The 25,930-nt window shown below is 59.8% G+C and carries 24 protein-coding genes and 1 pseudogene; 17 read left to right on the top strand and 8 right to left on the bottom strand.

Going from position 1 to position 25,930, the window contains the following annotated elements; translation table 11 throughout:
• Positions 1 to 754: 754 nt before the first annotated feature.
• Positions 755 to 1,423 (bottom strand): isoprenylcysteine carboxylmethyltransferase family protein, encoded by a 669-nt coding sequence (locus FJ958_RS29530; RefSeq protein WP_140749035.1) that lies wholly within the window; start codon positions 1,421 to 1,423, stop codon positions 755 to 757.
• A gap of 224 nt (positions 1,424 to 1,647) precedes the next feature.
• On the opposite strand from FJ958_RS29530, the gene FJ958_RS29525 reads away from it, so the two are divergent.
• Positions 1,648 to 2,472: a sterol desaturase family protein gene (locus FJ958_RS29525; RefSeq protein WP_140749043.1), complete on the top strand. Its 825-nt coding sequence runs from the start codon at positions 1,648 to 1,650 to the stop codon at positions 2,470 to 2,472.
• A gap of 43 nt (positions 2,473 to 2,515) precedes the next feature.
• On the opposite strand, the gene FJ958_RS29520 is transcribed toward FJ958_RS29525, so the two are convergent.
• Genes FJ958_RS29520 through FJ958_RS29500 form a run of 5 tightly spaced genes read right to left on the bottom strand, consistent with a single transcriptional unit; the run spans position 2,516 to position 6,972 of the window.
• Positions 2,516 to 3,040, bottom strand: coding sequence for a prepilin peptidase (locus tag FJ958_RS29520; RefSeq protein ID WP_140749032.1), 525 nt, complete (start codon positions 3,038 to 3,040; stop codon positions 2,516 to 2,518).
• Between the two features lies 1 nt (position 3,041).
• Positions 3,042 to 3,599 carry a tetratricopeptide repeat protein gene (locus FJ958_RS29515; RefSeq protein ID WP_140749029.1) on the bottom strand — a complete coding sequence of 186 codons (558 nt, stop codon included), beginning with the start codon at positions 3,597 to 3,599 and terminating at the stop codon, positions 3,042 to 3,044.
• Between the two features lie 54 nt (positions 3,600 to 3,653).
• Positions 3,654 to 4,610, bottom strand: coding sequence for a type II secretion system F family protein (locus FJ958_RS29510; protein WP_181176567.1), 957 nt, complete (start codon positions 4,608 to 4,610; stop codon positions 3,654 to 3,656).
• 8 nt (positions 4,611 to 4,618) lie between these two features.
• Positions 4,619 to 5,590, bottom strand: a complete 972-nt coding sequence (locus FJ958_RS29505) for a type II secretion system F family protein (RefSeq protein ID WP_140749026.1) — start codon at positions 5,588 to 5,590, stop codon at positions 4,619 to 4,621.
• A complete protein-coding gene (locus FJ958_RS29500; protein ID WP_140749023.1) occupies positions 5,590 to 6,972 on the bottom strand; it encodes a CpaF family protein in 1,383 nt (460 codons plus the stop codon). The genes FJ958_RS29505 and FJ958_RS29500 overlap by 1 nt, the downstream gene beginning before the upstream one ends.
• A 541-nt stretch (positions 6,973 to 7,513) precedes the next feature.
• On the opposite strand from FJ958_RS29500, the gene FJ958_RS29495 reads away from it, so the two are divergent.
• The 11 genes from FJ958_RS29495 to FJ958_RS29445 all read left to right on the top strand — a co-directional run bounded on the left by FJ958_RS29495 (position 7,514) and on the right by FJ958_RS29445 (position 16,127).
• On the top strand, positions 7,514 to 7,702 hold the full coding sequence (locus tag FJ958_RS29495) for a Flp family type IVb pilin (protein WP_140749020.1): 189 nt from the start codon (positions 7,514 to 7,516) through the stop codon (positions 7,700 to 7,702).
• A gap of 229 nt (positions 7,703 to 7,931) precedes the next feature.
• Entirely contained in the window at positions 7,932 to 8,111 is a 180-nt protein-coding gene (locus tag FJ958_RS29490; RefSeq protein ID WP_140749017.1) for a Flp family type IVb pilin, read from the top strand.
• Between the two features lie 99 nt (positions 8,112 to 8,210).
• Complete coding sequence (gene cpaB / locus FJ958_RS29485; protein WP_140749014.1) at positions 8,211 to 9,302, top strand: Flp pilus assembly protein CpaB; 1,092 nt, start codon at positions 8,211 to 8,213, stop codon at positions 9,300 to 9,302.
• A gap of 62 nt (positions 9,303 to 9,364) precedes the next feature.
• Positions 9,365 to 10,795 (top strand): type II and III secretion system protein family protein, encoded by a 1,431-nt coding sequence (locus tag FJ958_RS29480; RefSeq protein WP_246679830.1) that lies wholly within the window; start codon positions 9,365 to 9,367, stop codon positions 10,793 to 10,795.
• A gap of 4 nt (positions 10,796 to 10,799) precedes the next feature.
• Positions 10,800 to 11,081, top strand: coding sequence for a hypothetical protein (locus FJ958_RS29475; protein ID WP_246676771.1), 282 nt, complete (start codon positions 10,800 to 10,802; stop codon positions 11,079 to 11,081).
• 69 nt (positions 11,082 to 11,150) lie between these two features.
• Complete coding sequence (locus FJ958_RS29470; RefSeq protein WP_140749008.1) at positions 11,151 to 12,677, top strand: pilus assembly protein TadG-related protein; 1,527 nt, start codon at positions 11,151 to 11,153, stop codon at positions 12,675 to 12,677.
• 5 nt (positions 12,678 to 12,682) lie between these two features.
• Positions 12,683 to 13,204 (top strand): TadE/TadG family type IV pilus assembly protein, encoded by a 522-nt coding sequence (locus tag FJ958_RS29465; protein ID WP_246679829.1) that lies wholly within the window; start codon positions 12,683 to 12,685, stop codon positions 13,202 to 13,204.
• 2 nt (positions 13,205 to 13,206) lie between these two features.
• Complete coding sequence (locus FJ958_RS29460) at positions 13,207 to 13,842, top strand: TadE/TadG family type IV pilus assembly protein (RefSeq protein ID WP_140749002.1); 636 nt, start codon at positions 13,207 to 13,209, stop codon at positions 13,840 to 13,842.
• Positions 13,839 to 15,002: an AAA family ATPase gene (locus tag FJ958_RS29455; protein WP_140748999.1), complete on the top strand. Its 1,164-nt coding sequence runs from the start codon at positions 13,839 to 13,841 to the stop codon at positions 15,000 to 15,002. Before FJ958_RS29460 ends, FJ958_RS29455 begins: the two co-directional genes overlap by 4 nt.
• Positions 14,989 to 15,561 (top strand): L,D-transpeptidase, encoded by a 573-nt coding sequence (locus tag FJ958_RS29450; RefSeq protein WP_140748996.1) that lies wholly within the window; start codon positions 14,989 to 14,991, stop codon positions 15,559 to 15,561. The genes FJ958_RS29455 and FJ958_RS29450 overlap by 14 nt, the downstream gene beginning before the upstream one ends.
• On the top strand, positions 15,558 to 16,127 hold the full coding sequence (locus tag FJ958_RS29445; protein ID WP_140748993.1) for a hypothetical protein: 570 nt from the start codon (positions 15,558 to 15,560) through the stop codon (positions 16,125 to 16,127). The genes FJ958_RS29450 and FJ958_RS29445 overlap by 4 nt, the downstream gene beginning before the upstream one ends.
• A 149-nt stretch (positions 16,128 to 16,276) precedes the next feature.
• On the opposite strand, the gene FJ958_RS29440 is transcribed toward FJ958_RS29445, so the two are convergent.
• A complete protein-coding gene (locus FJ958_RS29440) occupies positions 16,277 to 16,813 on the bottom strand; it encodes a hypothetical protein (RefSeq protein ID WP_140748990.1) in 537 nt (178 codons plus the stop codon).
• A 381-nt stretch (positions 16,814 to 17,194) separates the two neighbouring features.
• Here FJ958_RS29440 and FJ958_RS29435 point away from each other — a divergent pair, with 381 nt between their 5' ends.
• From FJ958_RS29435 to FJ958_RS29420, 4 genes are read left to right on the top strand one after another with little or no spacing between them, the layout of a single operon-like run.
• Positions 17,195 to 18,643 carry a TolC family protein gene (locus FJ958_RS29435; RefSeq protein WP_140748987.1) on the top strand — a complete coding sequence of 483 codons (1,449 nt, stop codon included), beginning with the start codon at positions 17,195 to 17,197 and terminating at the stop codon, positions 18,641 to 18,643.
• A 30-nt stretch (positions 18,644 to 18,673) separates the two neighbouring features.
• Positions 18,674 to 20,806, top strand: coding sequence for a type I secretion system permease/ATPase (locus FJ958_RS29430; protein ID WP_140748984.1), 2,133 nt, complete (start codon positions 18,674 to 18,676; stop codon positions 20,804 to 20,806).
• A 48-nt stretch (positions 20,807 to 20,854) separates the two neighbouring features.
• Positions 20,855 to 22,144: an HlyD family type I secretion periplasmic adaptor subunit gene (locus FJ958_RS29425; protein ID WP_140748981.1), complete on the top strand. Its 1,290-nt coding sequence runs from the start codon at positions 20,855 to 20,857 to the stop codon at positions 22,142 to 22,144.
• Positions 22,134 to 22,778 carry a ribbon-helix-helix domain-containing protein gene (locus FJ958_RS29420; protein WP_140748978.1) on the top strand — a complete coding sequence of 215 codons (645 nt, stop codon included), beginning with the start codon at positions 22,134 to 22,136 and terminating at the stop codon, positions 22,776 to 22,778. Before FJ958_RS29425 ends, FJ958_RS29420 begins: the two co-directional genes overlap by 11 nt.
• Before the next feature lie 37 nt (positions 22,779 to 22,815).
• On the opposite strand, the gene FJ958_RS29415 is transcribed toward FJ958_RS29420, so the two are convergent.
• Positions 22,816 to 23,796, bottom strand: coding sequence for a transglutaminase-like cysteine peptidase (locus FJ958_RS29415; protein ID WP_140748975.1), 981 nt, complete (start codon positions 23,794 to 23,796; stop codon positions 22,816 to 22,818).
• A 323-nt stretch (positions 23,797 to 24,119) separates the two neighbouring features.
• Between FJ958_RS29415 and FJ958_RS29410 the strand changes: the two are divergent.
• Positions 24,120 to 25,930 (top strand): annotated as a pseudogene (locus FJ958_RS29410) (hypothetical protein); the annotation flags it as partial.

Below are 25,930 nucleotides of genomic sequence, written 5' to 3'. Positions count from 1 at the left end.
AGACGTTCCTCCATCACCGAACACTCTCTCCACGGCATCAACACCTCCGGCCAAAAGCCAAAAGTGTTACCCATGTGACCGGTACAAATCGTCACCTATGTCTCGGGTCGCTCAGATTCCGCGCCAGGGCGCGCCGAGCTACCCAAGGGCGGTCTGTCACTCCATTATGGCTTCTCGCCCCTCGTACATCCGTGGGATGCAAATGGTCGAATTTCAGCCTGACGGTTGGCGCACGGTCACACCAAGGATTTCCACTCAAGACGTGAGAGGTTTGGTGGATTTTCTCAAAACCGTGTTCGGCGCCACTGGAGATTGACGGGTCGGTGCGCCGACGGAAGCGCGGATTGGCGACTCCATCGTCATGGTGAGCGGCGACGGCGAGCGCGAGGCGATGCCGGCCTTTCTTTACGCATGGTTTGAAGACGCCGACGAAACCTATCGGCGCGCCTCTTGATAATTGAGCTGGATAATTGAGGCGCCGCTATTGCGTATTTTAAAATATTAGATCACGCTAATATGCCGGACTTCAAAGCCGGCAAGGCCCGGCTGCTGCCCCCAACCCCAAGCTCCAGCAGCCGGGCCGCCTTCACCCCGAAATCCATGCCTGCCTTTGGCGATCACCCGTCAAATCGACATGAACGGCTGAGGAGGAACCAACGCATGTCGCGTTGAAACGAATTCATGCAACGCGCTTTGGGTATTTGTTTTATGCATGTCGTCCTCCCCATCGTCGGAACGGACATGGCGACGTGATCTATTGACGACCAGGTGCTGGCACTTCTGAGCGAAGGAAACGCGGGAAAAGCATCGGAACACGCCGAGCATACTCATCATATTCGGCAAAGGTCTGCCGCAGAATGGCTTCCTCATTCCTGGCGCGTCGGTACTGCAAAAGAAATTGCAGCCCGCCTAGCGCCACCATCAGCATTGAAAAATGCGAAATGACCATTCCGAGGACGAATGCCGCCTCGCAGATGTAAAGCGGATGGCGAACAATGGAATATGGACCAGAGGTAACCAGCCGCCGAGCCGTAGCCATGATGGAGAAAGAGCGACCAAGCCAGTAAAGGCAAAAAATCGAACTGACCATGCCGATGAAAATCAAGCAGAGCGCCCCCATTTGCGCGGCCTCGCTTTCCAATGCCGGAGTCAGAAACATTGCAATGATGATCAGGAACGTTCCGGCCACCGAGGTTACCCTGGGCACGAGTCCTCGAGCGGTTCCTTTTGGCGGGAGACGGCTGATCGTCAAGAAAACTTGCAGAGCCAATAACACCGTTGCCAAGGCTTGATTGACGACGGCCAGGGAATTTGCCGGCACGGTCTGATGGAAATAGGAGAACAACGGAATCGCGCTGAGAACCGCCAAGACCGTCATGATGCAGACGATGGCGATACGGCCGAGAAAATCTTCGTTGAACATTTTGCTACCCCCGCGAGGGCGCACTGAAGCATTACTTTCGTGCGGCGACAAGAAAATCGTTTCAGAAGCGTTAATGTCCAACCCGACAGTTTAGTCGAGATGCCTCGCGAGAGCCTCAGACCTCCCGAGTCCAAGATCACAGCAGACCGGTTAACTGTTTGGAAACTATCGCCTTGTGTGACCGGCCACTAAGTGGTTCACTCCTCTCATGGATGACGTTGAGGGTGGAGCCAATGGACCTCTTTGGTCTGCAAGCGCTGCTTATTTGTGCCCTGATCTTCGTACCGCTTGAACACGTCCTCGCCCTTCGGACGCAACAAAAGATACTCCGAAAGGGCATCGGCACCGATGTGATTTACGCGGTGGTCAATGGCGCGTTCCTCAAAATCTGCCTCGTCCTTATGGCGGCAGCGGCAATGAGCGCCTCGGCGTGGTTGATACCGCAGAGGATAACAACGACCGTGAGCGGTCAGGCGACATGGCTCCAGGTCATAGAGATCATCGTCCTTGCCGATATCGGCGTCTACGCCTCGCACCGGGCGTTTCATGCAATCCCGGCGCTGTGGAGATTTCACGCGATCCATCATGGCGTCGAGGAGTTGGACTGGATGGTTGCTTTCCGGGCCCATCCGGTGGACCAGATCATCACCAAGGCCGTCTCGCTTCTGCCAGTATTCTTTCTGGGATTTTCATCAGAGGCGATCGCCGTCTACTTCATCATCGCTACCGGTCATGCGCTGCTTCTGCACGCCAACGTCAGGATGAACTTCGGGCCGCTCAAATGGCTGATCGCAACGCCGCAATTCCATCATTGGCACCATGCCGATCAACGCGACGCCTATGACAAGAACTTCGCCAGTCATCTTGCCATCATCGATGCGCTGTTCGGAACGTTCCATATACCAGGCTCCAAAATGCCCGAGAAATATGGAGTCGATGAGCCGATCCCGACGGACTATATCGGCCAGCACGGCTACCCGTTCGTGCGTGGCGGTCAACAAGGCCAGAATACGGCGGATGCCATCGTAAGGCCGGCGACCGAAACATAAGCCAGATGAAGTGGCGCATCCGCGGCCCAGCGCCCGTCGGTTGTCACATCGCTAGAGAGTCCGGGACCAAAAAGCCGTATCCGACTTGCAATGCGATCATGCAAATCGACGCCACGGAGATCGGTACGCCAAAAGGGACAACACCTTTACGATCGAGGTGCTGAACGTAGACGCGGAACGCGCCTTGCGGCAGCAAGAACGGATTTTTCACGATCATGGCCGTGGCGAGAGCGAAAAGCAGCAGCAAGATGGAAAACCCGCCGAGATCACTTCCGCCGACCAGAAACGGCACGACCGCCATCAGCTTGACATCGCCCGCGCCAACCTTTCGTAGCACCCAGAATGGAAAGAGCGCCAGGAAGAGCACAAGCGCGGCGATAGCGCTCAGCCCCATGTCCCACCACGATCCGGACTGAAGCGACAGCAGCAGCAACGACCCTGCCCCCAGGCAGAGCAGCAGCAGCACGTCGCGATTGGCAATCTTCTGTGTCGTGAAATCCAGCCACGCAATCCTTGCGAGCAAGGGTATGGCGAGCGCCTTCAGCAGCAGCACCTCGACAAGCAGCATGCTAGCGCTCGATGTTCTGCACACTCGACGACAGCAGCTTCAGGTTGTTGGCCACGGTCGGGTCGTTTGGCGCCAGTTCATAGGCCTTGAGGAAACTCGTGCGTGCGTCCTGCAGCTTGCCGCGCAGTAGGTAGGAATAGCCGACATTGTTGTAGTACTCGGGCGATGCGCCAACCAGCCTGAACGCCCTGGCATAGGCACGGTCGGCGAGGTCGAAGCGGTGGATGCGGTCGCAGGAGGCGGCCAGCCCCATCCAGGCGCCACCATCGTTCGGGGCCAGTTGCGTCGCCTTGAAGAACAACGCGCCGGAGTTGCCGTAATTTTCCGCGCGGAACTGGTTCGTGGCCTCGGCCACGGCCTGATCCGAGGCGTAATACTCGACGTCGCTGACCGTCTTCAGCCCGTCGAAGGCGTCGCCAAACGAGGTTACGTCGCCTTTCGACGGCTCGTTGGTGCGCACGACTCCGCCTGTGGTGTCCGCACCCTTCGTTTGGCAACCGGCTAGCGCCACCAAAAGACTGGCCGCGACGACGGCTGCGAGGCGTATCGGCCTTGTCATTTTTAGCCCCCAAGAGTCCTTCGACTCTGTTTTAGAATCAAAGCATATCCTCATTTAGAAGAAAATGCCCTTCATTCGGATGAGCACAGGCAACATGACGACCATCATCACGACCGGAAAGATGCAGAGACCCAGCGGAATCATCATCTTGACCGGCAACGCGTTGGCACGTTCCTCGGCGTTCATGATTCTCTGGGTGCGCATTTCGTCGCTATAAATGCGCAGGGCGTCTGTAAGACTGGTGCCCAGCTCTTCCGATTGGCGAAACAAAACGGCCAAGGCGCGCGCCTCGTCAAGCCCGATGCGGTCGGCAAGTTCGCGCAGTGCCTCGCGCAACGGTTTGCCTGCACGCAACTGCAGGGTCACGATCGAGAGCTGAATGCCCAGCCATTTGTGGGTCCCGGCCAGTTCAGCGCCGACACGCTCCACTGCCGCCTCAAGGCTCATCCCGGCGTCAGCGCAAGTGATCATCATGTCCATGAAATCGGGAAAGCCGCGCCGGTACACCTGCTTTTGCCCGCTTTCGAAGCGGTCGAGGGCAATGCTGGGAATGACAAGGCAACCAAGCCCGATCAAGGCTGAACCTGCAAATGCCACCAACCCCGGCAATTGCGGCGGCAATACCCGCGATAGAACGGCATAACAGGCAAGGAAGCCGACACAGACGGCGCCGAGGCGAGAGAGCGTGTAAATGACCGGTGCGCTTGATTGGTAGAACCCCGCCCTGAACAGTTTCGCTTCAAGGGCATTCGGCACGCCGCGTTCCTTTTCCATGCCACGGAAATAGGCATCCACCGGCCGCTGCGCGGAAATCCTGTTGAGTTCCTGCTGGGCATAGAGCGATCGGCGATTGGTGATCCCCTCGGACAAAAGCGTTTGGGTAACCAGCTTCCTTGTCTGGAACACCGGGATGAGGATAAAGGCGCCCAGCAAAAAAAGCGCCACTGCCGCCAGGAAGATAGCGAGCGAGAGCAGCGTGGCCGAATTCCCTAGATTGGTAAACACGTCCATGCCCGCCGCTAGAAATCGAAGTTGACCATTCGGTACATTATGAAGTCCCCCAACAGTGCCCACGATCCGAAGATCACGAACACTGGCATGATGATCGGGTTACCCCAGACGTCACCGTAAAAATTCGGAGCAGCGATCGACAGCACGCCAAGCATCAGAACTGGAAATAGCGAGATTATCCAGGCAGACATGCGGCCTTCGGCGGAAAGCGCCCTGATCTTCATCCGCAGCTTCCTCCGTTCGCGTAATACCATCGATAGGTTCGACAATATTTCAGTAAGATTGCCACCGGTCTTTGCCTGGATGGAAAGCGAGACCGAAAGCAGATGCAGGCCTTCGAAACCGACCCGCTCCGACAGTTTTCGAACAGCCTGCTCCAGACTAAGGCCAAAACTGATTTCGTCGGAAACGATACCGAATTCAGTGCCAAGCGGATCGGGCATTTCACGCGCGACAAGTCCTATCGCGACGGTGGTTGGGTGACCAGCGCGCAGAGAGCGCACGATCATGTCGAGTGCATCGGGAAGCTGGACCGCAAATTTCTTGATGCGCTTGTTCCTGGCACTTCGCAGAACGAGAACCGGCAGAGCAAATCCGACAATCAAGAAGACGATGACGGCGACAATAACGGATAGGTGCAGAAGCAACGGCAAAAGGAGTGCCAGAACGAGGCCAGCAAGCAGGAAAACCGCGAGGAAAGCCAGCGGATTGCCGGTGATGCCAGATTGCGTATAGAGCCGGTTGAGCGCGATTGCGCCGAAAATGAAGTCGCCCGATGCCGTCAATCCGCGTTCCTGCAGCAGCCCCTGCAAACTCTGCTCGGCCGGCTTTTCTTCTCCCAGTCGCTGCAAGCGTCGATTTATGATGCCTGCCCGCGCTCGCCGTCCGGCGATTGAAAGAAAGAAAGATTCGGCGGCGAGGATGACCGACGCCGCCGCAAGCACATAGATGAAATAGAGGAGGGTCTGACCGGTCGGCATCAGAGTGGCACCTGAGGGTTGAACGCATCTTTTGCGAAATGGTGTCCCATTGCCGCGGCTTCGGGGGCAAACCGCGGCCGAACACCGGTGGCGCGAAATTCACCTACAATGGCGCCGTCGGCTCGGACATCACGGCGGACGAAGTGATAGATTTCCTGGAGCTGGACAACGTTGCCTTCCATGCCGGTCAGTTCCGATATGGAGGTGACACGCCGGCCGCCGTCCGAAAGGCGCTGCGTCTGTACGATGATGTCGATGGCCGAGGCGATCTGCGCGCGAATGGAATCATTGGTCATCGGCATGCCGGCCATGCCGACCATCTGCTCAAGCCGCGAGATCGCATCGCGCGGCGTGTTGGCGTGGATGGTGGTCATCGAGCCTTCATGGCCGGTGTTCATGGCCTGCAGCATGTCGAAGGCTTCCTCGCCGCGCACCTCGCCGACGATGATGCGGTCGGGCCGCATGCGCAGCGCGTTCTTGAGCAGCTCGCGCTGGCGAACCTCGCCCTTGCCCTCGACATTGGGCGGGCGCGTCTCCAGTCGGCCGACATGCGGCTGCTGCAACTGCAGTTCCGCCGCATCCTCGATGGTGATCAGGCGCTCTTTGGAGGGGATGTAGCTTGAGAGTGCGTTGAGCAACGTCGTCTTGCCGCTGCCGGTACCGCCGGAAACCAGGATCGATTTGCGCGATTGTACGGCGATCCGCAGCAGATCGACCATCGGTTGGCGAATCGAATTGAATGCCATCAGACGTTCGAGCGAATAAGGATTCTTGGAGAATTTACGGATCGAAACCAGCGGCCCGTCGACCGAGATCGGCCGCACCGCGATGTTGACGCGCGAGCCGTCTTCCAGACGAGCATCGACCATCGGCGCCGATTCATCGACGCGCCGGCCGATCGCGGAAACGATCTTGTTGATGACGCGCAGCAGGTGCGCCTCATCACGAAACCGGATCGACGTCTCCTCGATGACACCGCGCCGCTCGATGAAGACGCGCTTATGGGTGTTGATCAGGATATCGGCAATCGAGTCGTCCTTGAGCAGCGGCTCGATTGGCCCCAGGCCTAACATCTCGTCGGCGATATCGCTGGTCAGCTGATCGAGTTCGCGGGCATTCAGCGGCACGTTGCGACCGCGTACGAACTCGCGCACGATGGGTCGGATCTCATTCAGGATCTCGTCTTTCGATGCGCTTTCGAGTGACGCGAGGTTGAACCGATCAATCAGATGTCGATGCAGATCAACCTTCAGCGCCAGGAACTCGTCGCCATGAGGTTCGAGATCGACAGGCGAGGCGCCGCTGGCAACGGGGAGGACCGCGATCGACTCCACTCTCGGCTCGATCCGCGCCTCGCCACCCTTGATGAACCGCCCCAACATAATCCCTTATACTCCCTCCAGCGCATATTAGCGGAAACTAAACGTTAACCAAGCGGGGCACAAGCGTCGGGGCGGGCCACGCGTAGCCAATACTTTCAACATAGTTAAAACGCGTGCCAGGAAAATATCGTTTTTATTTCTGGCCGCCCTGCCGTCAAACATGAGTGGTGAACTAGGGTTTGGAACGCCTCGGGCACCTTGGTCGCTCCGACACGGGCATCCGCTCCATATCCGGCTATAACCCCTTAGATATAAAGGACTATGCTATACAGCTAAAATAGCTGATCCTTTATTAGGTTGGGTGCATAATTGTGAACGAATGGTTAAGAGCGCTTGAAAAATTAGACGAATCAAGCTCTTGCTGAATTTTAAAGCCGCGCTCGGCTCGGAAGTTCATGTATTGGGAAGTTAAGGAACCGTTAATCCCGTTTGACTCTGCAATTTCTCGGGACCTAGGATCGAGATGACGGGGGATGCTTGGGTATGGAGTTCATCCTTGGCTCTGTCTCGTCGGGTTCAAACTCCAAAGGGAGAAATTGACATGAAGAAGCTCATGACGATGACCCGGCAGTTCCGCGACGACGAAAACGGCGCTGCCATGGTCGAGTATACGGTGCTGCTCGGCATCATCACGGTAGCGGTGATCGCCACCGTGATCCTGGTCGGCACCTGGGTCGCCGGCAGGTGGACCGCGCTTAACGCCGCGCTGCCTGCGGCTCCGGCGGCGTAAGTCCCTTAACTGGTCCAAACATTCGGCTTGGGCCAGTTACTCTAATCTGGAGGTCCCGCAAGGCCTTTGCGTGCAGCTTAAGTTCGTTGGCAGGCAAAATACGCGCAAATACGTTCTTGGCAATGTACTGGCGTGTTGGCTGCCGACATGAGGGTGACGAGGATGCTTGAGTATGGATGTCATCCTCAGCTTGTCTCGTCGGGTTCAAGTCTCCGAAGGAGTAATTGGCATGAGGAAGTTCATGACGATGACCCGGCAGTTCCGCGACGACGAAAACGGCGCTGCCATGGTCGAATATACAGTGTTGCTCGGCATCATCACGGTGGCTGTGATAGCGACCGTTATTTTGGTCGGCACGTGGGTGAGTGGTCAGTGGACCGCACTCAACACGGCAATTACTGCTGCTTAGCGGCACTTTGGCAGGCCGGGCGAAAATGCCTGGCCGCCTCTTTTCAACCAGAGACAGGCGACCCTCGGGGGGACGTAGTCGATTGAGTGGGTTTGGGTCATGCGCGCAAATACCGTCATCATGATCGTCCTCGCCGGCGTGTTCGGCGTGCTTGCAGTGGTGCTCGCCAATGTCTGGCTGGCCAACCAGCGCAACGCGATTGCGCAGACGAATGATGTCCAGCGCGATACGGTCGTGGTGGCCGCGGTGGCGCTGAAGTTCGGTGACACACTTTCCGCCGACAAATTGCGCGAAGTCGCGTGGCCGGCAGGTGCGGTTCCGGCGGGCGCATTCAAGACAACGGAGGACCTCCTGACCAAGGACCTTCCCGCTGGCGGAGGCCCCAAGCAGGCGTTGCAGGCAATCGGCGTCAACGAACCCGTCCTTGCGAGCAAGATCACCGGCCCGGGCCAGCGCGCCACGCTTTCGGCATTGCTCGGCGAAGGCATGAAGGCCGTGTCCATCCGCGTCAACGACGTGCTTGGCGTCGCCGGCTTCGTCTTCCCCGGCGATCGCGTCGACGTCTTGCTGACGCGGACCGTGCGAAGCGACGAAGGCGCGGACCAGAGTTTTGTCGATGTGTTGCTGCAAGGCATGAAAGTGCTCGCGGTCGACCAGGTGGCCGACGAAAGCAAGGACAGCCCGACGGTCGTCAAATCGGTAACGCTCGAGGCCAGCACCAAGGACGCGCAGAAGCTGACACTGGCCGCGGGCGCCGGCCAGTTGTCACTGGCACTGCGCCAGGCCGCCGCCAGCAAGGGCGAGGCAACCGAGCGGGTCACGCTTTCCGACCTGACCGGCGAAATGCCGGCTGACGTCGCCAAAAAACAGGCTGAACTGGCCAAGCAGGCTGCGGCCGAAGCCGCAGCCGCAGCCGAACGTCAGCGCGCGGAGGATGACCGCAAGCGTGCGGATGACAAGATCACAGGGCTGGCCCAGGCCGTGGACCGAGTGGGAAGCCAGCTCGATCAGTTGAGCAAGGTGAAGCCAGCTACGGTCGTGGTATCGGCCCCGGCGCCGGCGGCGCGCGAGGTCGTGAAGGAAGTGGTCAAATATCTACCGGCGGAACCGCCACCACCGCCGGTCCGCGCCACGGTCGGCGTCTACCGGGGTGTGGTGCTCGAATCTTATGACGTGCCGAGACAGCAATAAAAAAGCGGCTCGGCTAGGGGGACTGCCCGATGCGGGACAAACGGGGTGAGGGGATGGGTGGAATGTTGGGAAGATTGACGGCCGCCCTACTGGTCCTATCGGCCATACTTGCGGCGTCCGGAACACAGGCGGCCGACCGTTTTATCGACGTGTCGAACCCCAGTGTCCACCGTGTTTTCCTGCCGGCGTCGCAATCGGTGACAATCCAGGTGAATGCCAATCTCGGCGACATCGTCGTCGGCGACCAGAAGATCGCCGACGCCCAGCCGATGACCGACCGCACGCTCTATGTCATCGGCAAGAGCGCCGGCACCACAACGGTCAATCTGTTTTCCACCGACAAGCGTTCGCTCGGCGTCATCCAGATCGAAGTCGGCGTCGACGTCAGCGACATGGCGCAGGCGATTCGTCAGGTGGCGCCAAGGTCGCGCATCGAAGTCGGCTCGGTCAACGGCAGGGTCAGGCTTGGCGGTCATGTCAAGGACGGCGCCACGCTGGCCGCGATCCTGGAAGTGGCAAAGCAATATGGTCCCGACGACATCATCAATTCCGTCACGATCGACGACAGCCAGCAGGTCAATCTCGAAGTGCGGATTCTGGAAGCCAAGCGCAATGCTGGCCGGGATCTCGGCGTCTCGATCAGGAGCACCAACAGCGACGGCACGACTCTAGTTGGAACCGGGATTACCGCCGTTGACAAAGACAAGGTCGTGCTCGGCACCGGAGGTTTTCTCAGTGACCTGCTGTCCAGCTCCACTCCATTTGGGGCGCTGCTCACCCGCGTCATCGACAGTAACATTAAAGTCGATTTGTACATCGAGGCGCTTGAGGCCAAGGGCGCGGTGCGCATGCTTGCGAACCCCAACCTCACCACGCTTTCCGGCGAGCAGGCCAGCTTCAACGCCGGCGGCGAAGTCCCTATTCGCACTCTCGACAAAAATGACCAGATAAGCATCGTTTACAAGCAATTCGGCGTCAACCTGGTGTTCACGCCGGTCGTACTCGACGATGGAAAGATCCACATGAACCTGGCGCCGGAAGTCAGCGACCTGACCGGCTTCACCACTGCCGGCGACCCGATTTTCACCAACCGCAAACTGTCGACCGTCGTCGAACTGCGCGACGGTCAGAGTTTCGCGGTCGGCGGACTTCTGTCCAGCAAGACCACCAAACTACAGAACCAGGTGCCATGGCTCGGCCAGGTGCCGATCATCGGGACGCTGTTCCGCAATTCGAGCAACCAGAAGGAAGAGACCGAGCTGGTGGTGATTGTCACGCCGCACCTCGTGCGGCCGGTAAAACCCGGCGAACAGCTGGCGACACCCTTCGACAAGACGCGGCCGGCCAACGACCCGGAGTTTTTCGTCCTCGGCCAGCTCGAGGTAAACAAGGATATGATCCGGAAATACGAGACAGGCGACGGCGTCACCGGCCCTTATGGCCACATGCTGAACTTCAAATCGAAGGACAAGATGCTCTATGTCAAGAAATAGCGCCTTGATCCTCGTTCTATGCGCCGGCGCGCTGAGTGGCTGCGCCGCGGACTATCTGAACCACTATGATTCGGTGACGCTCGCCGCCGGTGATACCCAAAAGTTCAATTCACTGTTGCAGACGGTTGACCCGCTCAATCCGGCTTCCAGGAACACGCATATCGAAGGCGACGGTACGCGCGCTGCAACTGTTGCCCACAACTACAAATTTCCACCGCCACCACCACCGCCGCCGGCTATCACGGTCAACGTCGGCGGGGCGGGTGTGACTACTACGACGCAGTGAACTGAACGGAAGGATGCGGTTTCAGCGCCAGGCCATACGAGGAGAGCTGGCGTCAGGGGAGCAAGGGCCATGCTGCGGACCATTCGCGCGTTCTGGCACGATCAGAGGGGAATAGCGCTGATCCTCGTCAGCGTGACGTTGCCGGCGATCATCGGCTTTTCGCTGCTGGCGATCGACATGAGCCGGGTCAATAACCTCCACAATGATTTGCAAAAGGCGGCGGATGCCTTTGCGTTAGCTGGAGCCGCCGAGCTCGATGGCTTGCCCGGTTCATGGGTCCGAGCCGAACGCGCCATGGCAACGCTGGTTACCAACCAGGCCGCATTCTCGACCGTTGGCTCTACTGGCCGGTTCACTTTGACTTCGGGGCAACCGGGCGGCACCGCACGATGCAACAGCGCCGGCAACATTTCGTGGTGTTTCCTCAAGACCTTACCCGCGTCAGACGGAACTCCGGTCACCAGCGCAAACTATGCCAATGCAACGCAATCCGTCGGCGAAGATGAAACCGCATTCATTGAAGTGAAGGTGGCACCGACCGGTTTCGCCGCAATATTCCCGGCGTCGTTCCTGACGGGCAATTCGGCCAGCAATGGCTTCAACGTTGCTGCCTCGGCGGTTGCCGGATTCACATCCGGCGTCTGCGATTACACGCCCGTTTTCATGTGCAACCCGTATGAGGACACAACCATTACCGGCGGCGTCACGCTGGAACAGGCGGCACAAACCAGGCAATACCGTCGCCGCCAGATCATGCTGCGCGGAGACGGATCCTACTTTCCCGGTAACTTCGCTTTCCTGGCTTCTCCATTTGGCAACGGCGCCAACCAGCTCGAAAAGATGCTCGCCGACTCCAAGCCGCAGAATTGTTATTCGCGCGACGGCGTCGACACCGAGCCGGGACAGAATGCGGGCCCTGTCGAGAACGGTATCAACTCGCGCTTCGGTATCAACTCGTCCAACTACTCGGACGGACCTGCGGTCAATGTGCGCAAGGGTGCCACAAACTGGGACCAGTACGTCGCGAGCAACAAGGTCACCTACGAAACGGACCCGACAAAAGGTGTCGGGCTTGAACGTGACTCGTGCCAGATCGCCGGCAACTGCACCATGATGGGCGGTCGCATGGGCGACGGAGACTGGAATTTCGCTCGTTACTGGGCCGCCAATCATCCCACACGTCCCGTGCCTGCGGCTCTGTCGGGAACCGGTGCCAATCTGCCGACGCGGTATGAGGTTTACCGTTACGAAAACGATCCCGACGGAAACCCCCTCACCAATGACAGTATCGTCGGCGATGCAGCGGTTGGAGGTGAAAAAGGCACGCCGCCCGCAGGAGCCGGCACCCCTATCTCGACGCCCGACCGCCGGTTGCTTTACGGCGCAATCCTGGACTGCAATGCGCTTCAGGCTTCGGGCACGAATTTCAGCGGCCGCCAGACGGGCATTCCTGTGAGGAGATTCGGCAGCTTCTTCATCACCGAGCCGATCAAGGACGGTAAGAATATTTACGTCGAGTTGGTCGACATCACCGGCAAAGGCGGCAATGGCACGCTCGACAACTACCTGCGCGACGAAGCGCAGCTCTATCGGTGACCGCGATGTTCAAGATGCTGTCCCGATATTTTGATCGATTTCGACACGACCAACGCGGCGCGGTGATTGTCGAGATGACATTGATCACGCCGCTGATGCTTATCTTGTCGGCCGGCGTGTTCGAGTTCGGCAATCTGATCCATGACAAGCTGCTGATGGAGGCAGGGCTTACGGACGGCGCTCGCTATGCCGCGCGCTGCAACAGTCAATTGTATACCGACTCCGGGCTGGCAGCGATCAACTGTGCGACGATTGCCGCGAATATTGCGGTGTTCGGCAACCCGACAGGGACGGCGCCGGCACGTGTCTCCGGCTGGCTGACATCGAATGTCACTGTGACCATGAACAACTCCTGCCAGGACACCGTGGTGGGCGGCGTCACCCAATATCGCTCCACCACGGCACAAGTCTGCACCGTCCGCGCGTCCGGCACCTACCCTTATAGCGGTGTCGGGATGCTGGCGTTCATCGGCGTCGGTCCGATAACGCTGCAGGGCTCCCACGACGAGCGGTTGATCCGGTTTTGATCATGATCAGGCGTTTCGCAAAATCGGAAGACGGTGCGGCGATGGTGGAAATGACCATCGTATCGACGCTGCTGTTCTCGCTTGTCCTCGGCTTCGTCGATTTCGGTTACGCCTTCTACCAATGGAACGCGGCCACCAAGGCGGTGCAGGTTGGCGCCCGGCTGGCGTCGATATCGGATTCGGTGGCAACCAACCTCGCGACCGCGGGCCCGATCGCGTCTCCCGGCGCCCCGATTGTCGCCGGCGCCTATGGCCCCTTCGTCTGCACCTACACCGCCGGCACGGGCGCCTGCAGCAACAGCGGCGGCTTCAGCGCCGCCAATTTCAGCCGCATCTTTCGTGGCGACACCGCAAACACCAATGACGACGCCTGTCCCAATCTAGCCGCAAACCAGCGGCCCGGCATGTGCCACTTCTTCCCCGGCCTGCTGCGGAGCAACGTCGTCGTCACCTACACGGCCACGGGCCTTGGCTATCAGACCCGGCTTGGCGGCCCGGTGCCTACGATCACGGTCAGCCTGCAGAACAGGACCTTCCAGTTCTTCTTCCTGGCGGGACTGATGGGATTCGGAACCATCACCATGCCCTCGATGCTGAGCACGGTCACGGGCGAAGACATGAAGAGCACGTATCCATGAACGCCATCAACACCAAGGTTCTGCCGACCAAGCGAAAGCAGGTCGCGCTGTTTTCGTCGGATCCGAATTTCAAGCGTGATGTCGCAACGCGGCTCGACGCGCTGGCGATCTATGACGTGCGGATTTCGGAGACCGGTGATTTTCTCAAGGGGCCGCCCGCCGATACGCGCCCGGGCATCGTCATCCTCGATCTCGGCGATGGCGAATTGCTCGCCAGTCCTGGCATCGTCGAGGCGCGCGCGCTGTGGGCGACCGTGCCGCTGATTGCGGTTTCCAATGAGTTGACGTCGGAGCAGACGCGCGTGCTGGTGCGTATGAACGCCTCCGACTGGCTGCACAAGCCGCTCGACGGCAAGGAACTGCTCAACGCCGTCACCTTCCACGACACCGGCAGCCAGGGAGCGAAGAGCCGCATCATCACCTTCATCAGCGCCAGCGGCGGCGCGGGTGCCACGACGCTCGCGCTCTCGGCGGCGGAGTTCCTGGCCTCGAAATCGGCCGAACGCGCGGCGTCGACCTGCCTGGTCGATCTCGATTTCCAGAGCGCCAATTGCGGCGCCTATCTCAACCTGTTCAACCAGTTCGATCTTGCCGGCATCATCGGCCAGCCGGATCGGCTCGATGTCGAACTCATGGACGTCATCAAGCTGTCGCGACCTTCCGGCCTCACCCTTTATGCCTTCGAGCGGCCGCAACTGCCATTCGAGCCGCAGGGCGCCGATTTCGTCTTCCGGCTGCTGGACCTTGTCGCCTACCGGTTCGACGACATCGTCATCGACCTGCCCAACCTCGAAACGCCCTGGCACGATTCCGTGCTGTCGACGAGCGACGAGATTTTCATCGTCTTCGAACTCAATGTCGCTTCGCTGCGGCAAGGCAAACGGCTCTACAAGAAGATCCGTGAGCTGCGCGGCAATGCCGTCAACATCACCCTGGTGGCCAACAAGCACAAGCGCAAATGGTTCGGCAACCACTTCTCGCGCAGCGAGCTGGAGAAGATCTTCAAGGCGCCGAACATCAAGTCGGTCGCCCTCGACAATGCGCTGCTGGCCGACGCCCTGAACCGGGCACTCCTGCCGTCCGAAGTGGACGGGCGGGCGCGCTTCAACAAGGATCTGAAGAAGATGTTCCGGGAGCGGCTCGGCGATGCGGCCCGCTAGCCTCCCCCGCTTTCGGCTGACGGCCGCATGGCTTGTCGGCCTGGCGCTGGTGCTTGCCGCCGCACAGATCGCGTCGGCGGGCAGCCGCCCGCCATTGCCGGCCATGGGTCCCAGCCTGCGCAAGATGGTGGCGTTTCCCACCGCCGAGAACGTTGGAACCATCATCATCCGCAAGCAGGAAAAAGCGCTCTACCTGGTGACCGGCCAGGGCAAGGCGCTGCGCTACCAGATCAGTGTCGGACGGGATGGATTTGGCTGGACGGGTACGGTCCAGGTGGGGGCGAAGACGGAATGGCCCGAGTGGCGGCCGCCCAGGGAAATGCGTGCCCGCCAGCCGGAGTTGCCGGAGATGGTTCCCGCGGGGCCGTACAATCCGCTCGGCGCCAGGGCGCTCTACCTGCTTCGGGATGGTCGCGATACGCTGTATCGCATCCATGGCACCAACGACCCTTCCGGCGTGGGTTTTGACGGGACCTCGGGCTGTTTTCGCCTGACCAATACCGATGTCATTGATCTTTTCAGGCGCGTGCCGGTCGGCACCAAGGTGGTGGTCCAATGACGACGATCAGCGATCCGGACGAGCTGGTGGCAGCGGTAGAACCGCCATTGCTCGACAAGGAGAAGAGCCGGTCCAGACTTGCCGTTGCCGTCAGTGTCGGCCTGACGCTGTTTGCTCTTTTGAACGCCACCGCGGCCGTCTATCTCTATCGTGGCATCAACGATCTGCGCGCGCTTGAGGCGCGGTTGGAGGACCTGGGCCAGTTCGAGCAGCGAATGAGCGCGCGGCTGGATACGGTCAACAACGGATTTCAGAGCCGGTTCGAGGCGTTGGACGATCGGTTGCGGGCGAGCTTCGGCGAGGTCAACGCCAACATCGCCCGGCAGGCACCGGAAATGTCGGGAAATCACGGTGGCGACGAGCCGCGCGTCGTGGAGCTTTCCCCGCCCGCCGAAGCGCCGGCGGCAGTTGCCAGCGCCTCCGAACCGGACGCCCAGCCTGCCGTCGAGGACCTGCCGCGGGCCGCTCGAAGGAAGCCGGCTCCGGCGGTGCCTCCAGCGCCAAACTCCAACTATCAGCGGATCGTATCCCCCGAGGGCAAGGTCACCTATCACAAGATAAACTGATGCATTGCCGCCGAAAAGTGATCTCGGGTTTGGGGACAACGGCATGCATGGAAACAAAAAACTGAAGCGCGTCGTCTGAATCCGTTTCGGCGCGACGCGCTCTAGGTTCTGCACTGGCGGCACAAACGCGGCGAACAGCCGGCGCCCGGCTAGAAATCTCTCTGCAGTGCCAGAACCCGGACACGCCGCGATTCAACGCGCATCCTGAGCTCACCCAGATAGGCAAAGTGACAATAGGCGCACGCCGCTACTCCCATGACCGACAGCAGGCCGTTCAGCCAGGTGAAGTCCATCACCAGTGAGAACTGAAAGCCGCTCGGCGCCGTAAACGCGGCAATGGTGCTTGCGGTCTGCGAGTGGCCGCCGATGAAAATCATCGATGCCGCGAGGATCAGGGTGCCATGGTTGACAAGAAAGAAAGCCGCCGAGCTTCTGGCCCGACATGCCATCCAGCAGACTCCCAGGACGGCGCCCAGCAAAGCAAAGTCCAGGCCCATCGATCCCCCCAGATAGAAATCGACCTGTTGCCAGAACATGCCGGACGACGGGTGCAAGGCAAGCCAGATCCTCCACATATCGGCGCTTGCTGGATAGGTTCCGAGCAGGACCGTGGCTGTTCGCTCTGTCGCCAGGATCAGCAGGACAAAGGCCGGGAAGGCGAAAAGCAAGAGTGGTTTGCGCTTCATGATGCCTCGCAATCTGGCTGGCAGATTACGCCGCATGGGTTGCGCAAGACTTAACGCGACGTTTTGCATTTGTATCGGCAACGGTCGGCAAGTGCGGGCGAAAGATCCCTCCGCGCACCACCGAGAATCTGCTGCCAAGAACTTCGCGCTTTCTTGCAGCGCCCTTGTTCACGGCCTTCACTCACAACCTCAGCGGGTCGGAGTTATGTGCCATTTTTGCTACATTCTCCAAACTTATGCTCGGAATCGCCGCTCCGCGTACAACTAAATCAGTAAATACTAACGCAATATGCGATTTTGCTGGATATTGAGCAAAGCCAGATGGGGTAGTTTGGGTTGCAGCGCTTTTCAAAAAAGGCGCGGGAAAACGTGGGTGGGAAAATGAAGACGACAGGTTCTTCGACCATTGGCAAGCGCCTTGGTCTTTTAGTGACGGTATCGCTTCTGGCTTGCGGCAGTGCCGATGCCCTGACGCTGAAGGAGGCCATGGCGGTCGCCGTGGAGTCCAATCCCGAAATCGGCCAGGCCATCGAAAACCGCGAGGCGATCGAATTCGAATTGCGTCAGGCGAAAGGGCTCTATCTTCCCAGTGTGGATGTGGAAGCATCCGCTGGGGCTCGCCGCCTCGACAACTCGTCCCGCCGGGCGCTTTCCATCGAAAAGGACAGCCTTTATCCGGCCGAGGCCGATCTCGTGGTTTCGCAAACGGTCTATGACAGCGGCGCAAGGCGGGCCGAGATGAACCGCCAAGCCTCGCGGGTCGATGGCGCTTCGTTCCGCGTGCTGGAGCGCTCCGAATTCATTGGGCTCTCGGTTGTCCAGGACTATCTCGAATATATGCTGCAGGCTTCAATCGTCACCGAAGCGAAGAAGAACCTGGGGTTCCATCAAGCAATTCTGCACGACATCAAGGAAGGTATTGCGGGCGGCGGATTGAACGAAGCCGATCGGCAACAGGCCGAGGAGCGGCTGTTTGCGGCCAAGGCCCGCATGCAGGAAGCCTCGGAAGAACTGGAGGCTTCGAGGATACGATTTTTCAAGACCGTCGGGAAGCCGCTGACCAATGCGTCGAGGCCAGGCGATGTTTCCGCTGCGCTGCCGAAGTCGCTGGATGATGCGCTGGGCCTGGCGCGGCAGAACAACCCGCGGGTCCACATGGCCAACAGCGATATCGACGCAGCCGCCTCGCTGGTCGACGCGGCCCGGGCGAAATACGGCCCCTCGATTGTCGCCGAAGGCACAGCGCGGGCCGGATACGATATCGACGGCGACAACGGCGACACATCCGACCTGCAGGCGCGTCTGGTGTTGCGCTGGAACCTCTATCGGGGCGGTATAGACAAGGCCAATGAGCAGGAGCAGATCCGTCGCACCAGCGAACAGCGGCTTGCCCTGCATCAGGTCCTGCGCGAAATCGAGGAGGCTGTCCGCACTTCGTGGGATCGCCGCTTCCGGCAAGCCGATCTGGCGAAAACCCTGAAGCTTCAGGCCGCCACCAATGAGAAGCTGGTCGCGTCGTATCGCGAACAGTTCAAGGTTGGGCAGCGCTCGCTGCTCGACGTGCTTGACGCGCAGAATACGCGTTTCAACACGGCGACGCTCGCCGATACCGCCTCCTATGCCTCGCTGTTCGCCGAATATCGCCTGCTGGCAGCGACGGGACAGCTTCTGAAGACGATGGATATTCAGCCGGCCAAGCAGGCCACGGCCTATGCGCAGACAGAGTTTGCCGTTCCGCCGACAGCGGACACCGAAACCTATGCACGGACGCCATCGGAGCAGAAGAACGATCTGCCTTTCGACATCCTTGCCCCGGTCAGGAAGAAATGAGGTTTTGACTGAAGTCCTGGCGGACGGGTCGTGAACAAACAGCCAAATATCCTGACCCCGAAAGAAGCCTTCAAGGCCTGCTTTTCGGCGGTTGCCGCCTATCTGGGCCGGCCGAGCGCGGAAACCGTGCTTTTTGCCGGTGTGCCTGTTTCAGAGACGCGCATCGAGATCACCGAGATCAGGCATCTTGCCGAGCGCATCGGCCTCGAGGTCAAGGAGTTCAATCACCGCGACTTCCTGAGCGGTCGTGTCGATCTTCCGGCGATTCTCTTCCGTGCCAGTCAATTGCCCATCGCCTTGCTGTCGGAAATTGACGCTGGAGACTATCTCACCGCCCCGCAGGAAGACGGGCGCACGACCATGGGCAGGTCTGAACTGGCCGCGAGTTACATCATCGGCGGCGCTTCCTTCTCCATCACCTACGCCAACGCCACCGAGGCAATGAGCGTCGGTTCGGCGCAGAAAATCGAACGGCGCCATTGGCTGACGGGTACGATGGGCGCTTTCTGGCGCACTTATTCGAAGGTCGTCCTGTCGGCGATATTCATCAACCTTCTGGCCATCGCCTCCCCGATCTTCACCATGAACGTCTATGACAGGATATTGCCCAACAAGGCGATATCCACGCTCTGGGTGCTGGCGATCGGGATCGGCGCCGTCATCCTGTTCGACCTGCTTCTGAAGACGGCGCGGGCTTCGCTGATCGACTATGCCGGACGGAAGGCGGATCTTCGGATATCGTATCTTTTGTTCGAAAAGGTGCTCAACTCGTCGCTGTCGGCGCGCCCTGGCTCGACCGGCGAATACGCAAATCGGATCACTCAATATGAGTTCGTGCGAGAGTTCTTTACCTCGAACACGATCAGCGTCTTCATCGATACGGCCTTCGTCTTCGTCTTTCTGCTCGTCATCTACGCGATCGGCGGCTGGCTGGTGATCATACCGGCGCTGGCCTTCGTCGCATCCGTCATGGTCGGCCTGGTCACGCAGCGCCGCATCGGCAAGCGGGTGGCCGCCTCGATGAACGAGGCTTCGCAACGCCAGGCCCTGCTGGTCGAGTCCATTTCCACTCTGGAAACAATCAAGTCGCTGCGCGCCGAAGCATATCTGCTGAGGAAATGGGGAGAGCACTCGAAGAACGCCGCCAACACATCCGAGAAGATCAAGCAGCTTTCGGCGGCCGCGGGAAACATCACCCAGGCCATTCAGCAGCTGGTGACCGTCGCCCTGGTCGTGGCCGGCGCCTATGCCTTTTCCGAAGGGCATGTCTCGACAGGAGCGATCATAGGAACGGTGATGCTGGCGAGCCGTGCCGTGGCTCCGCTCGGCCAGATCGCAATCACCCTGTCCAGGTTTCGTCAGGCCATGCTCTCGTTGAGGATGGTGAACTCGATCATGGCTCAGCCGGAGGACCGGCCGGACACGGTTGGCTTCGTCAACCGCCCCATCCGCAACGGCGCGATGGTGTTCAAGAATGTCGGGTTCATCTATCCCGGTTCGGAAAACGAGGTGTTGTCCGGCCTGAATTTCCTGGTGAAGCCGGGAGAGCGGATCGGCATCATTGGCCGTATAGGATCGGGCAAGACGACGATGGGGCGGCTGATCGGCAGGCTTTTCCTGCCGACCTCTGGAGAGCTTTTGCTGGATGGCATCGATATCCGCCAGTATCACCCTTCGGAGGTGCGCCGCGCCGTAGGCATTGTCGCGCAGACCGGCGATCTGTTTTCGGGCACCATCAAGGAGAACCTCCTGATGGCATCTCCGGAAGCAACCGACGAGGAGATCATCGAAGCCGCCAAGGCCGCCGGCGTCGATGAATTTGTCTCTCGCCACCCGCGCGGCTACGACATGAATGTCGGCGAGCGAGGCACCAATCTCTCCGGAGGTCAGAGGCAGACCGTGGCGATTGCACGACTGCTGCTGACCAAACCGAAAATTGTCTTTTTGGACGAGCCGTCGGGATCGATGGATCTGGCCTCGGAGCGGCAGCTGATAAAACAGCTCAAATCGGCTTTTGACCGGGATACGACGCTGATCGTCTCAACCCACCGCTTCAGCATGCTCGAGCTGGCCGAACGGCTTATTGTCATAGATCAAGGCCGGATCGTTGCCGATGGACCGAAAGAACAAGTCATTCAGGCGCTGCAGAAAAACAGCGCCTGAAGAAGAGAACCATGTCGAGCTCGGTCTCGACTTAATGGGGCATGGGAAATGCTTGCAAGGGAAGACCGCCCGCCGCTTTTTGCGACGGCGTCCATATTTATCATAGCGGCGCTCTTTGTCGCATTTATTGCTTGGGCGTCCTTTGCCGAGGTGGACGAAATCGCGCGCGGCGACGGCAAGGTCATACCGGCCTCAAAGACCCAGATCATTCAAGCCAGCGAGCCGGGTGTCGTTCAGGAAATAGCGGTGCAGATCGGCCAAATCGTCAAAAAGAACGATCTTATCATACGCCTCGACAACACGTTGAATACCTCCAGTCTCGGTGAACAGCAGGCGAAAGCGCGTGCGCTTGAAGCGCGCATCGCCAGGCTCAAATACGAACAGACCGGCAATCTCGCGGGCTCGTTCCCTTGCCCGCAGGACATACAGTCGGTTGCTCCACAAATTTGCGACAATGAGCAAAACCTGCTCGTCGCCCGGCGCGAGAACTTTGACAACAAGCTGTCAGTGCTCAAGTCGCGCCTCGACCAGCGCCAAAGGGAACTGGACGAGGCGAACGCCAATTCCGAGCGCCTGATCAAGAACCTGGCGGTAAGCGACCAGCAGACGAAGCTGGTCGAGTCGATGGCAAAGAAAGGCTTGATGGCCAGAACCGAGCAGCTGAAGGCCGAGCAGGAGCAAACCGAACTCAACGGCCAGTTGAATCTGGCCGGCGAGACGATAAGGAAAGCCAAGTCGGCGATCACCGAAGCGCAGCTCCAGGTCGATGAGCTGGGCCTGCAGTTGAAGCAGGAAGCACTGGGTGATCTGACACAGGCGCTCGCTGATCTTTCGGTGGTGGATGAGACCATCCGCGGTGCAACCGACAAGGTCGCACGCACCGACATCCGCTCTCCCGTGGACGGCATCGTCAACACGCTGGAGCTGAACACGGTTGGCGCCTTCGTGCAGCCAGGGGCCATCGTTGCCGGAATCGTGCCCACTTCCGAGACATTGCTGGTCGAAGCGCGTGTTTCGCCACGCGACGTCGCCTTTATCCGTCCGGATCAGGACGCCCTGATAAAGGTCACGGCCTACGATTTCTCGATCTTCGGCGGCATCGAAGGCAAAGTCTCCAACATCACCGCGGACAGCCTTGTCGACCAGAAAACCGGAGAGCCGTACTACCAGGTTCGTGTTGCCACCGAAAAGTCGACGCTCGAGAGAGATGGAAAGGCCTATTCGATCATCCCCGGCATGATCTGTTCGGTCGACATCAAGACCGGGCGCAAGACAATCCTGACCTACCTTTTGAAACCGATCAACAAGGCGCGAGAGGAGGCAATGAGTGAACGATAGCGTCGCCTCCTCCGCTCCACCCCAAGGTGCCCGGCCGCTCCTGCCCCTCGCAACAGAGGATTTTGGGCTGGAATTCCGGGTTGTGACGCGCGGTGGCGTACGGCGCGGCATACGGCTGGAGCGGGCTTTCTGGATTTCGCTCAAGCAGATGGCGGAGAACAGGCGATGCACGATCGGTATGCTGATTGACGAAATCGCTGGCAATCACTCCGAGACGGGAAACCTGACGTCGGCAATCCGGGTGGCTTGCATACGCGCACTTGCCGACGAAAACCTGACTTTGCGCAAGCTGGCATCGATCAAAACGATCAACGCCATTCTGGTCGCTTGTCCCTCGCCCGCCTTCGCTCTTGCATCGTCGAAGAAGATCCTGACGTTCAATGCGGCTTTCCAGCAACTGGTCAAGCGTCAGCTGCCCATGACACCGAACGATGACGCGCGCCAAGACCTCAAGCTGGCATTGGACATCGGTGTGGCCGACATATTCGCGCGCCTCGACGCCAACGGCGAAACCCCGGTAACAAGCGGCTTCGTGATTGGCGCCGGCGAACGTCGCTATCGAGGCCAGTTAAACGCGGTGCGCGCGCCGGTGCTGGAGCCCGAATTGCTGATGGCGTTTGTCTTCAACGGCTGACTGCTCAATGCGGGGGTGGAGGCGTCCGCCCTGGCCGTCACTGACCATCCATCAAACCCTCGCCGGGTGCGACCGACTGGAAGCCACCCTTGAGGTCGGCCACTTGCGCGGCGCCGGCTTTCGTCCCGTGAATCCAGGCCCGATCGGTGCTGAACGAATACAGCGGCTGATAGTCTGGGAGGTCGCTATCCCTGAGGACTTTATTGCCAAGGCTATCCAGAATGAACACGCCGCTTGCGGTGCTTACCGCAAGCACGGCATGAAAGAACCTGCGCTTGCGATCCTGGAGCACCACCAGCGACATGCTTTGCGCCGGAATACCCGCCTGCAGCAACGCCGTCATCTTGAGAATGGCAAAATCCTCGCAGTCGCCAGCGCGATTTGCAAGAACCTCCGAAGGTTTCGCCCAATAGTCGAGCTTGCCGTATACGTCGATGTCGCTTTTGTAGGCGATGAAGTGATTGATGCTGCTGTTGACGAACGACAGTTTTTCGCTGAAGGGCTTGCCCCGAGCGATCGAGACGATGTTGGCGAAAATCTGGCTCTTGCGTCCGCAATCGCTGTCCGGCGTGCAACTGGATATGGCCTGGTAGACGGGTGCCCAGCGCGCCGAAACGGGAAAATTATGCATGGACAGGGCAACCGACCCGAACACACCCGGGATGATCGTCGCCGTCTGCATTGGGTCGATACCGGGGTTACCTTGCGCCGTCGACGTGCCGGTCTCACTATCCGCGGAAACGCGACCGTAGCCGTTCAATGCAATACCGATCTGGCCAATGCTGATCTGGCCAATGCTCACCTGATAAGGCGCGACGGGCTGCCAGGATTGATACCGCTGCAGGGAAATGCCGCCGAGACAAGGCGGCGCCTGAACCGTCTCCAGGGCCGGCTTCCCGGGAAGGGAACCCTTGAAATCCTGGCCGGCAAGGGCCGGCTGCGCCAGGCCCGCGAGGCCAGCCGCCAGCAGGAGCAGTTTGATTCGGGTTGTTCCTGGAACATTTTTTTGTTTTTTCATAACGCCCACCTTTGACTGCGGACGCTACCAACCCTGTCTCAAATTACTGGAAAGGAAGGTGGGTAACTTTCCAAAAACATGCATCAGCTATTTTGTGTAAAATTTTATTCATATTTATACTTCTGTTTACCAAAACTCCCCACCGATACCGGCTACCGAACTCATCCTATCAGGTGAGATATAACATATTATATGTAGGCCGTTTACCAAGCGTAAAAAAGCTTATCGAAGACATATTCAAATATATAGAATAGATTGACGGACCGTTGCAAAACCGACGCATCGCCTGTCTCTTTCCGGGAAATGCCGGAGGGGTTTTAGCTATGGCGACCAGTATTGAGTTGGACAACGTTTCGGGTTCGTGGGACGAGCATCACGTCTCCGGCGATCATCATGATCTGACAGCGCAGGTGCAGATTGCTCAAGCCGCCCCGGCGGACCAGACAGCGGCGCCGGCTCAAACCGCACCGGCCGCGGCGGAACCTGTGCCGGTCGATGTCGGTGGCGGCGCGCCCGTGAATGCTCCACCGGCGGCGAATATCCAGCATGAATACGTTGCCGACGCGAGCAACATCGTCAAACTCCCAGCCAATGTTTCGATCGACAACATCAAGGTCGACGGTCACAACCTCTTGCTTGAACAGGCGGACGCCTCCGTCATCGTCATCAAGGACGGCGCCTTGAATGTGCCGACCTTCGTCATCGGTGACGTCGAGGTGCCGCGCGTTGCCTTGATCGCGGCGCTTGAGGCAAGCCACATCGATGTCGCCTTCGGCGCGGACGGGTCGATCTCGGCTGGCGGAAATGGCTCGCAAAGCAGCGCTGGTGGAAATTTCGAACAGCCTGCCGGCGGCATCGGCGACGGATTTGGACTATCGGCGTTGCTGCCGCCGACCGACCTCCAGTTCGGCCAGCCGGATAACCGCGAGCTCTTCACGGGCCTTGTCAGGCCAAATTCCATACCGTCGATCGGGCTCATCGGGGAGGCGACCGTCTCCGAAGCTGGCCTGCCTGCACACAATGGCGAACCCGCCGGTTCGGCCTTTGGCTCCAATTCGGAGATGACCTCCGGGACTGTTGGCTTCACATCGCCGGACGGCGTTTCGCAGGTCACGCTCGGCGGCCATGCCCTGACCACAGTGCCGCAGACCTTCACCGACGCCACGGGCTCGCTGACGGCGAGCTATGTCTTCGATGCCGCCACCGGTATCGGCACGATCACCTACTCCTATACACTTGCCAACAACACCTCTGGCGACAACACGAGCGTCACTTTCGTGGTTGGGGTGACGGACGCCGACGGCGATGCGGCACCTCCCGGCAACCTGGTCATCAATATCGTCGACGACGTTCCGACGGCGCATGCCGACGCGCTGACGATCGCGGCGGCGGACTTTGCCGGCCATGGCGGCAACGTCATCACCGGCGCCGGCGAGGACAGCCCGGCCGTGGCGGCCGACGTGCAGGGCGCGGACGGCGCCAGCGTGACCTCGGCCTATGGCAAGGACGGCGCCGGCTCGGCGCAGGCCGTGACCGCCGGCGGCGTGTCGGTCGCTGGCCAGTACGGCACGCTCCTGCTGCACGCGGACGGCTCCTACACCTACACCCGCGCGGCGGGCTCGCCCGGCGGCGTGGACGACGTGTTCCATTACACGCTGACCGACGGCGACGGCGACCAGTCGCAGACGACGCTGACGCTCCATATCGGCGATGCCGGCGTGACGGTGACGCCGCCCGCGATCGGCACGGCCGCCGACACGGTCTACGAAGCAGGCCTGGCGGACGGTTCGCAGCAGGGCCTGACGCAGACGGTCGCCAGCGGCACGATCGCGGTCGGCGCGCCCGACGGCGTCGCCTCGATCACGGTCGGCGGCGCCGCGGTGGCGTTGGACGGCACCCACACGACGGTCGCCGACGGCACGCGCGGCAGCCTCGAAGCCTGGTGGAACGGCACCGCCATCCAGTACCAGTACACACTGCAGAACAACCATCTCGAGAGCCCGGCCGCCAACAATGGCCAGGACCTCGAGGCGCAGCCGCAGTTCGCCGTCGTCGTCACCGACCAGGACGGCAGCACCGGCAATGGCGACCTGACCATCAACATCGTCGACGACGTTCCGACGGCGCATGCCGA

The organism is Mesorhizobium sp. B2-3-5, assembly GCF_006442395.1.
GTDB lineage: Bacteria > Pseudomonadota > Alphaproteobacteria > Rhizobiales > Rhizobiaceae > Mesorhizobium.
This window is presented reverse-complemented; position numbering and strand designations above follow the sequence as displayed.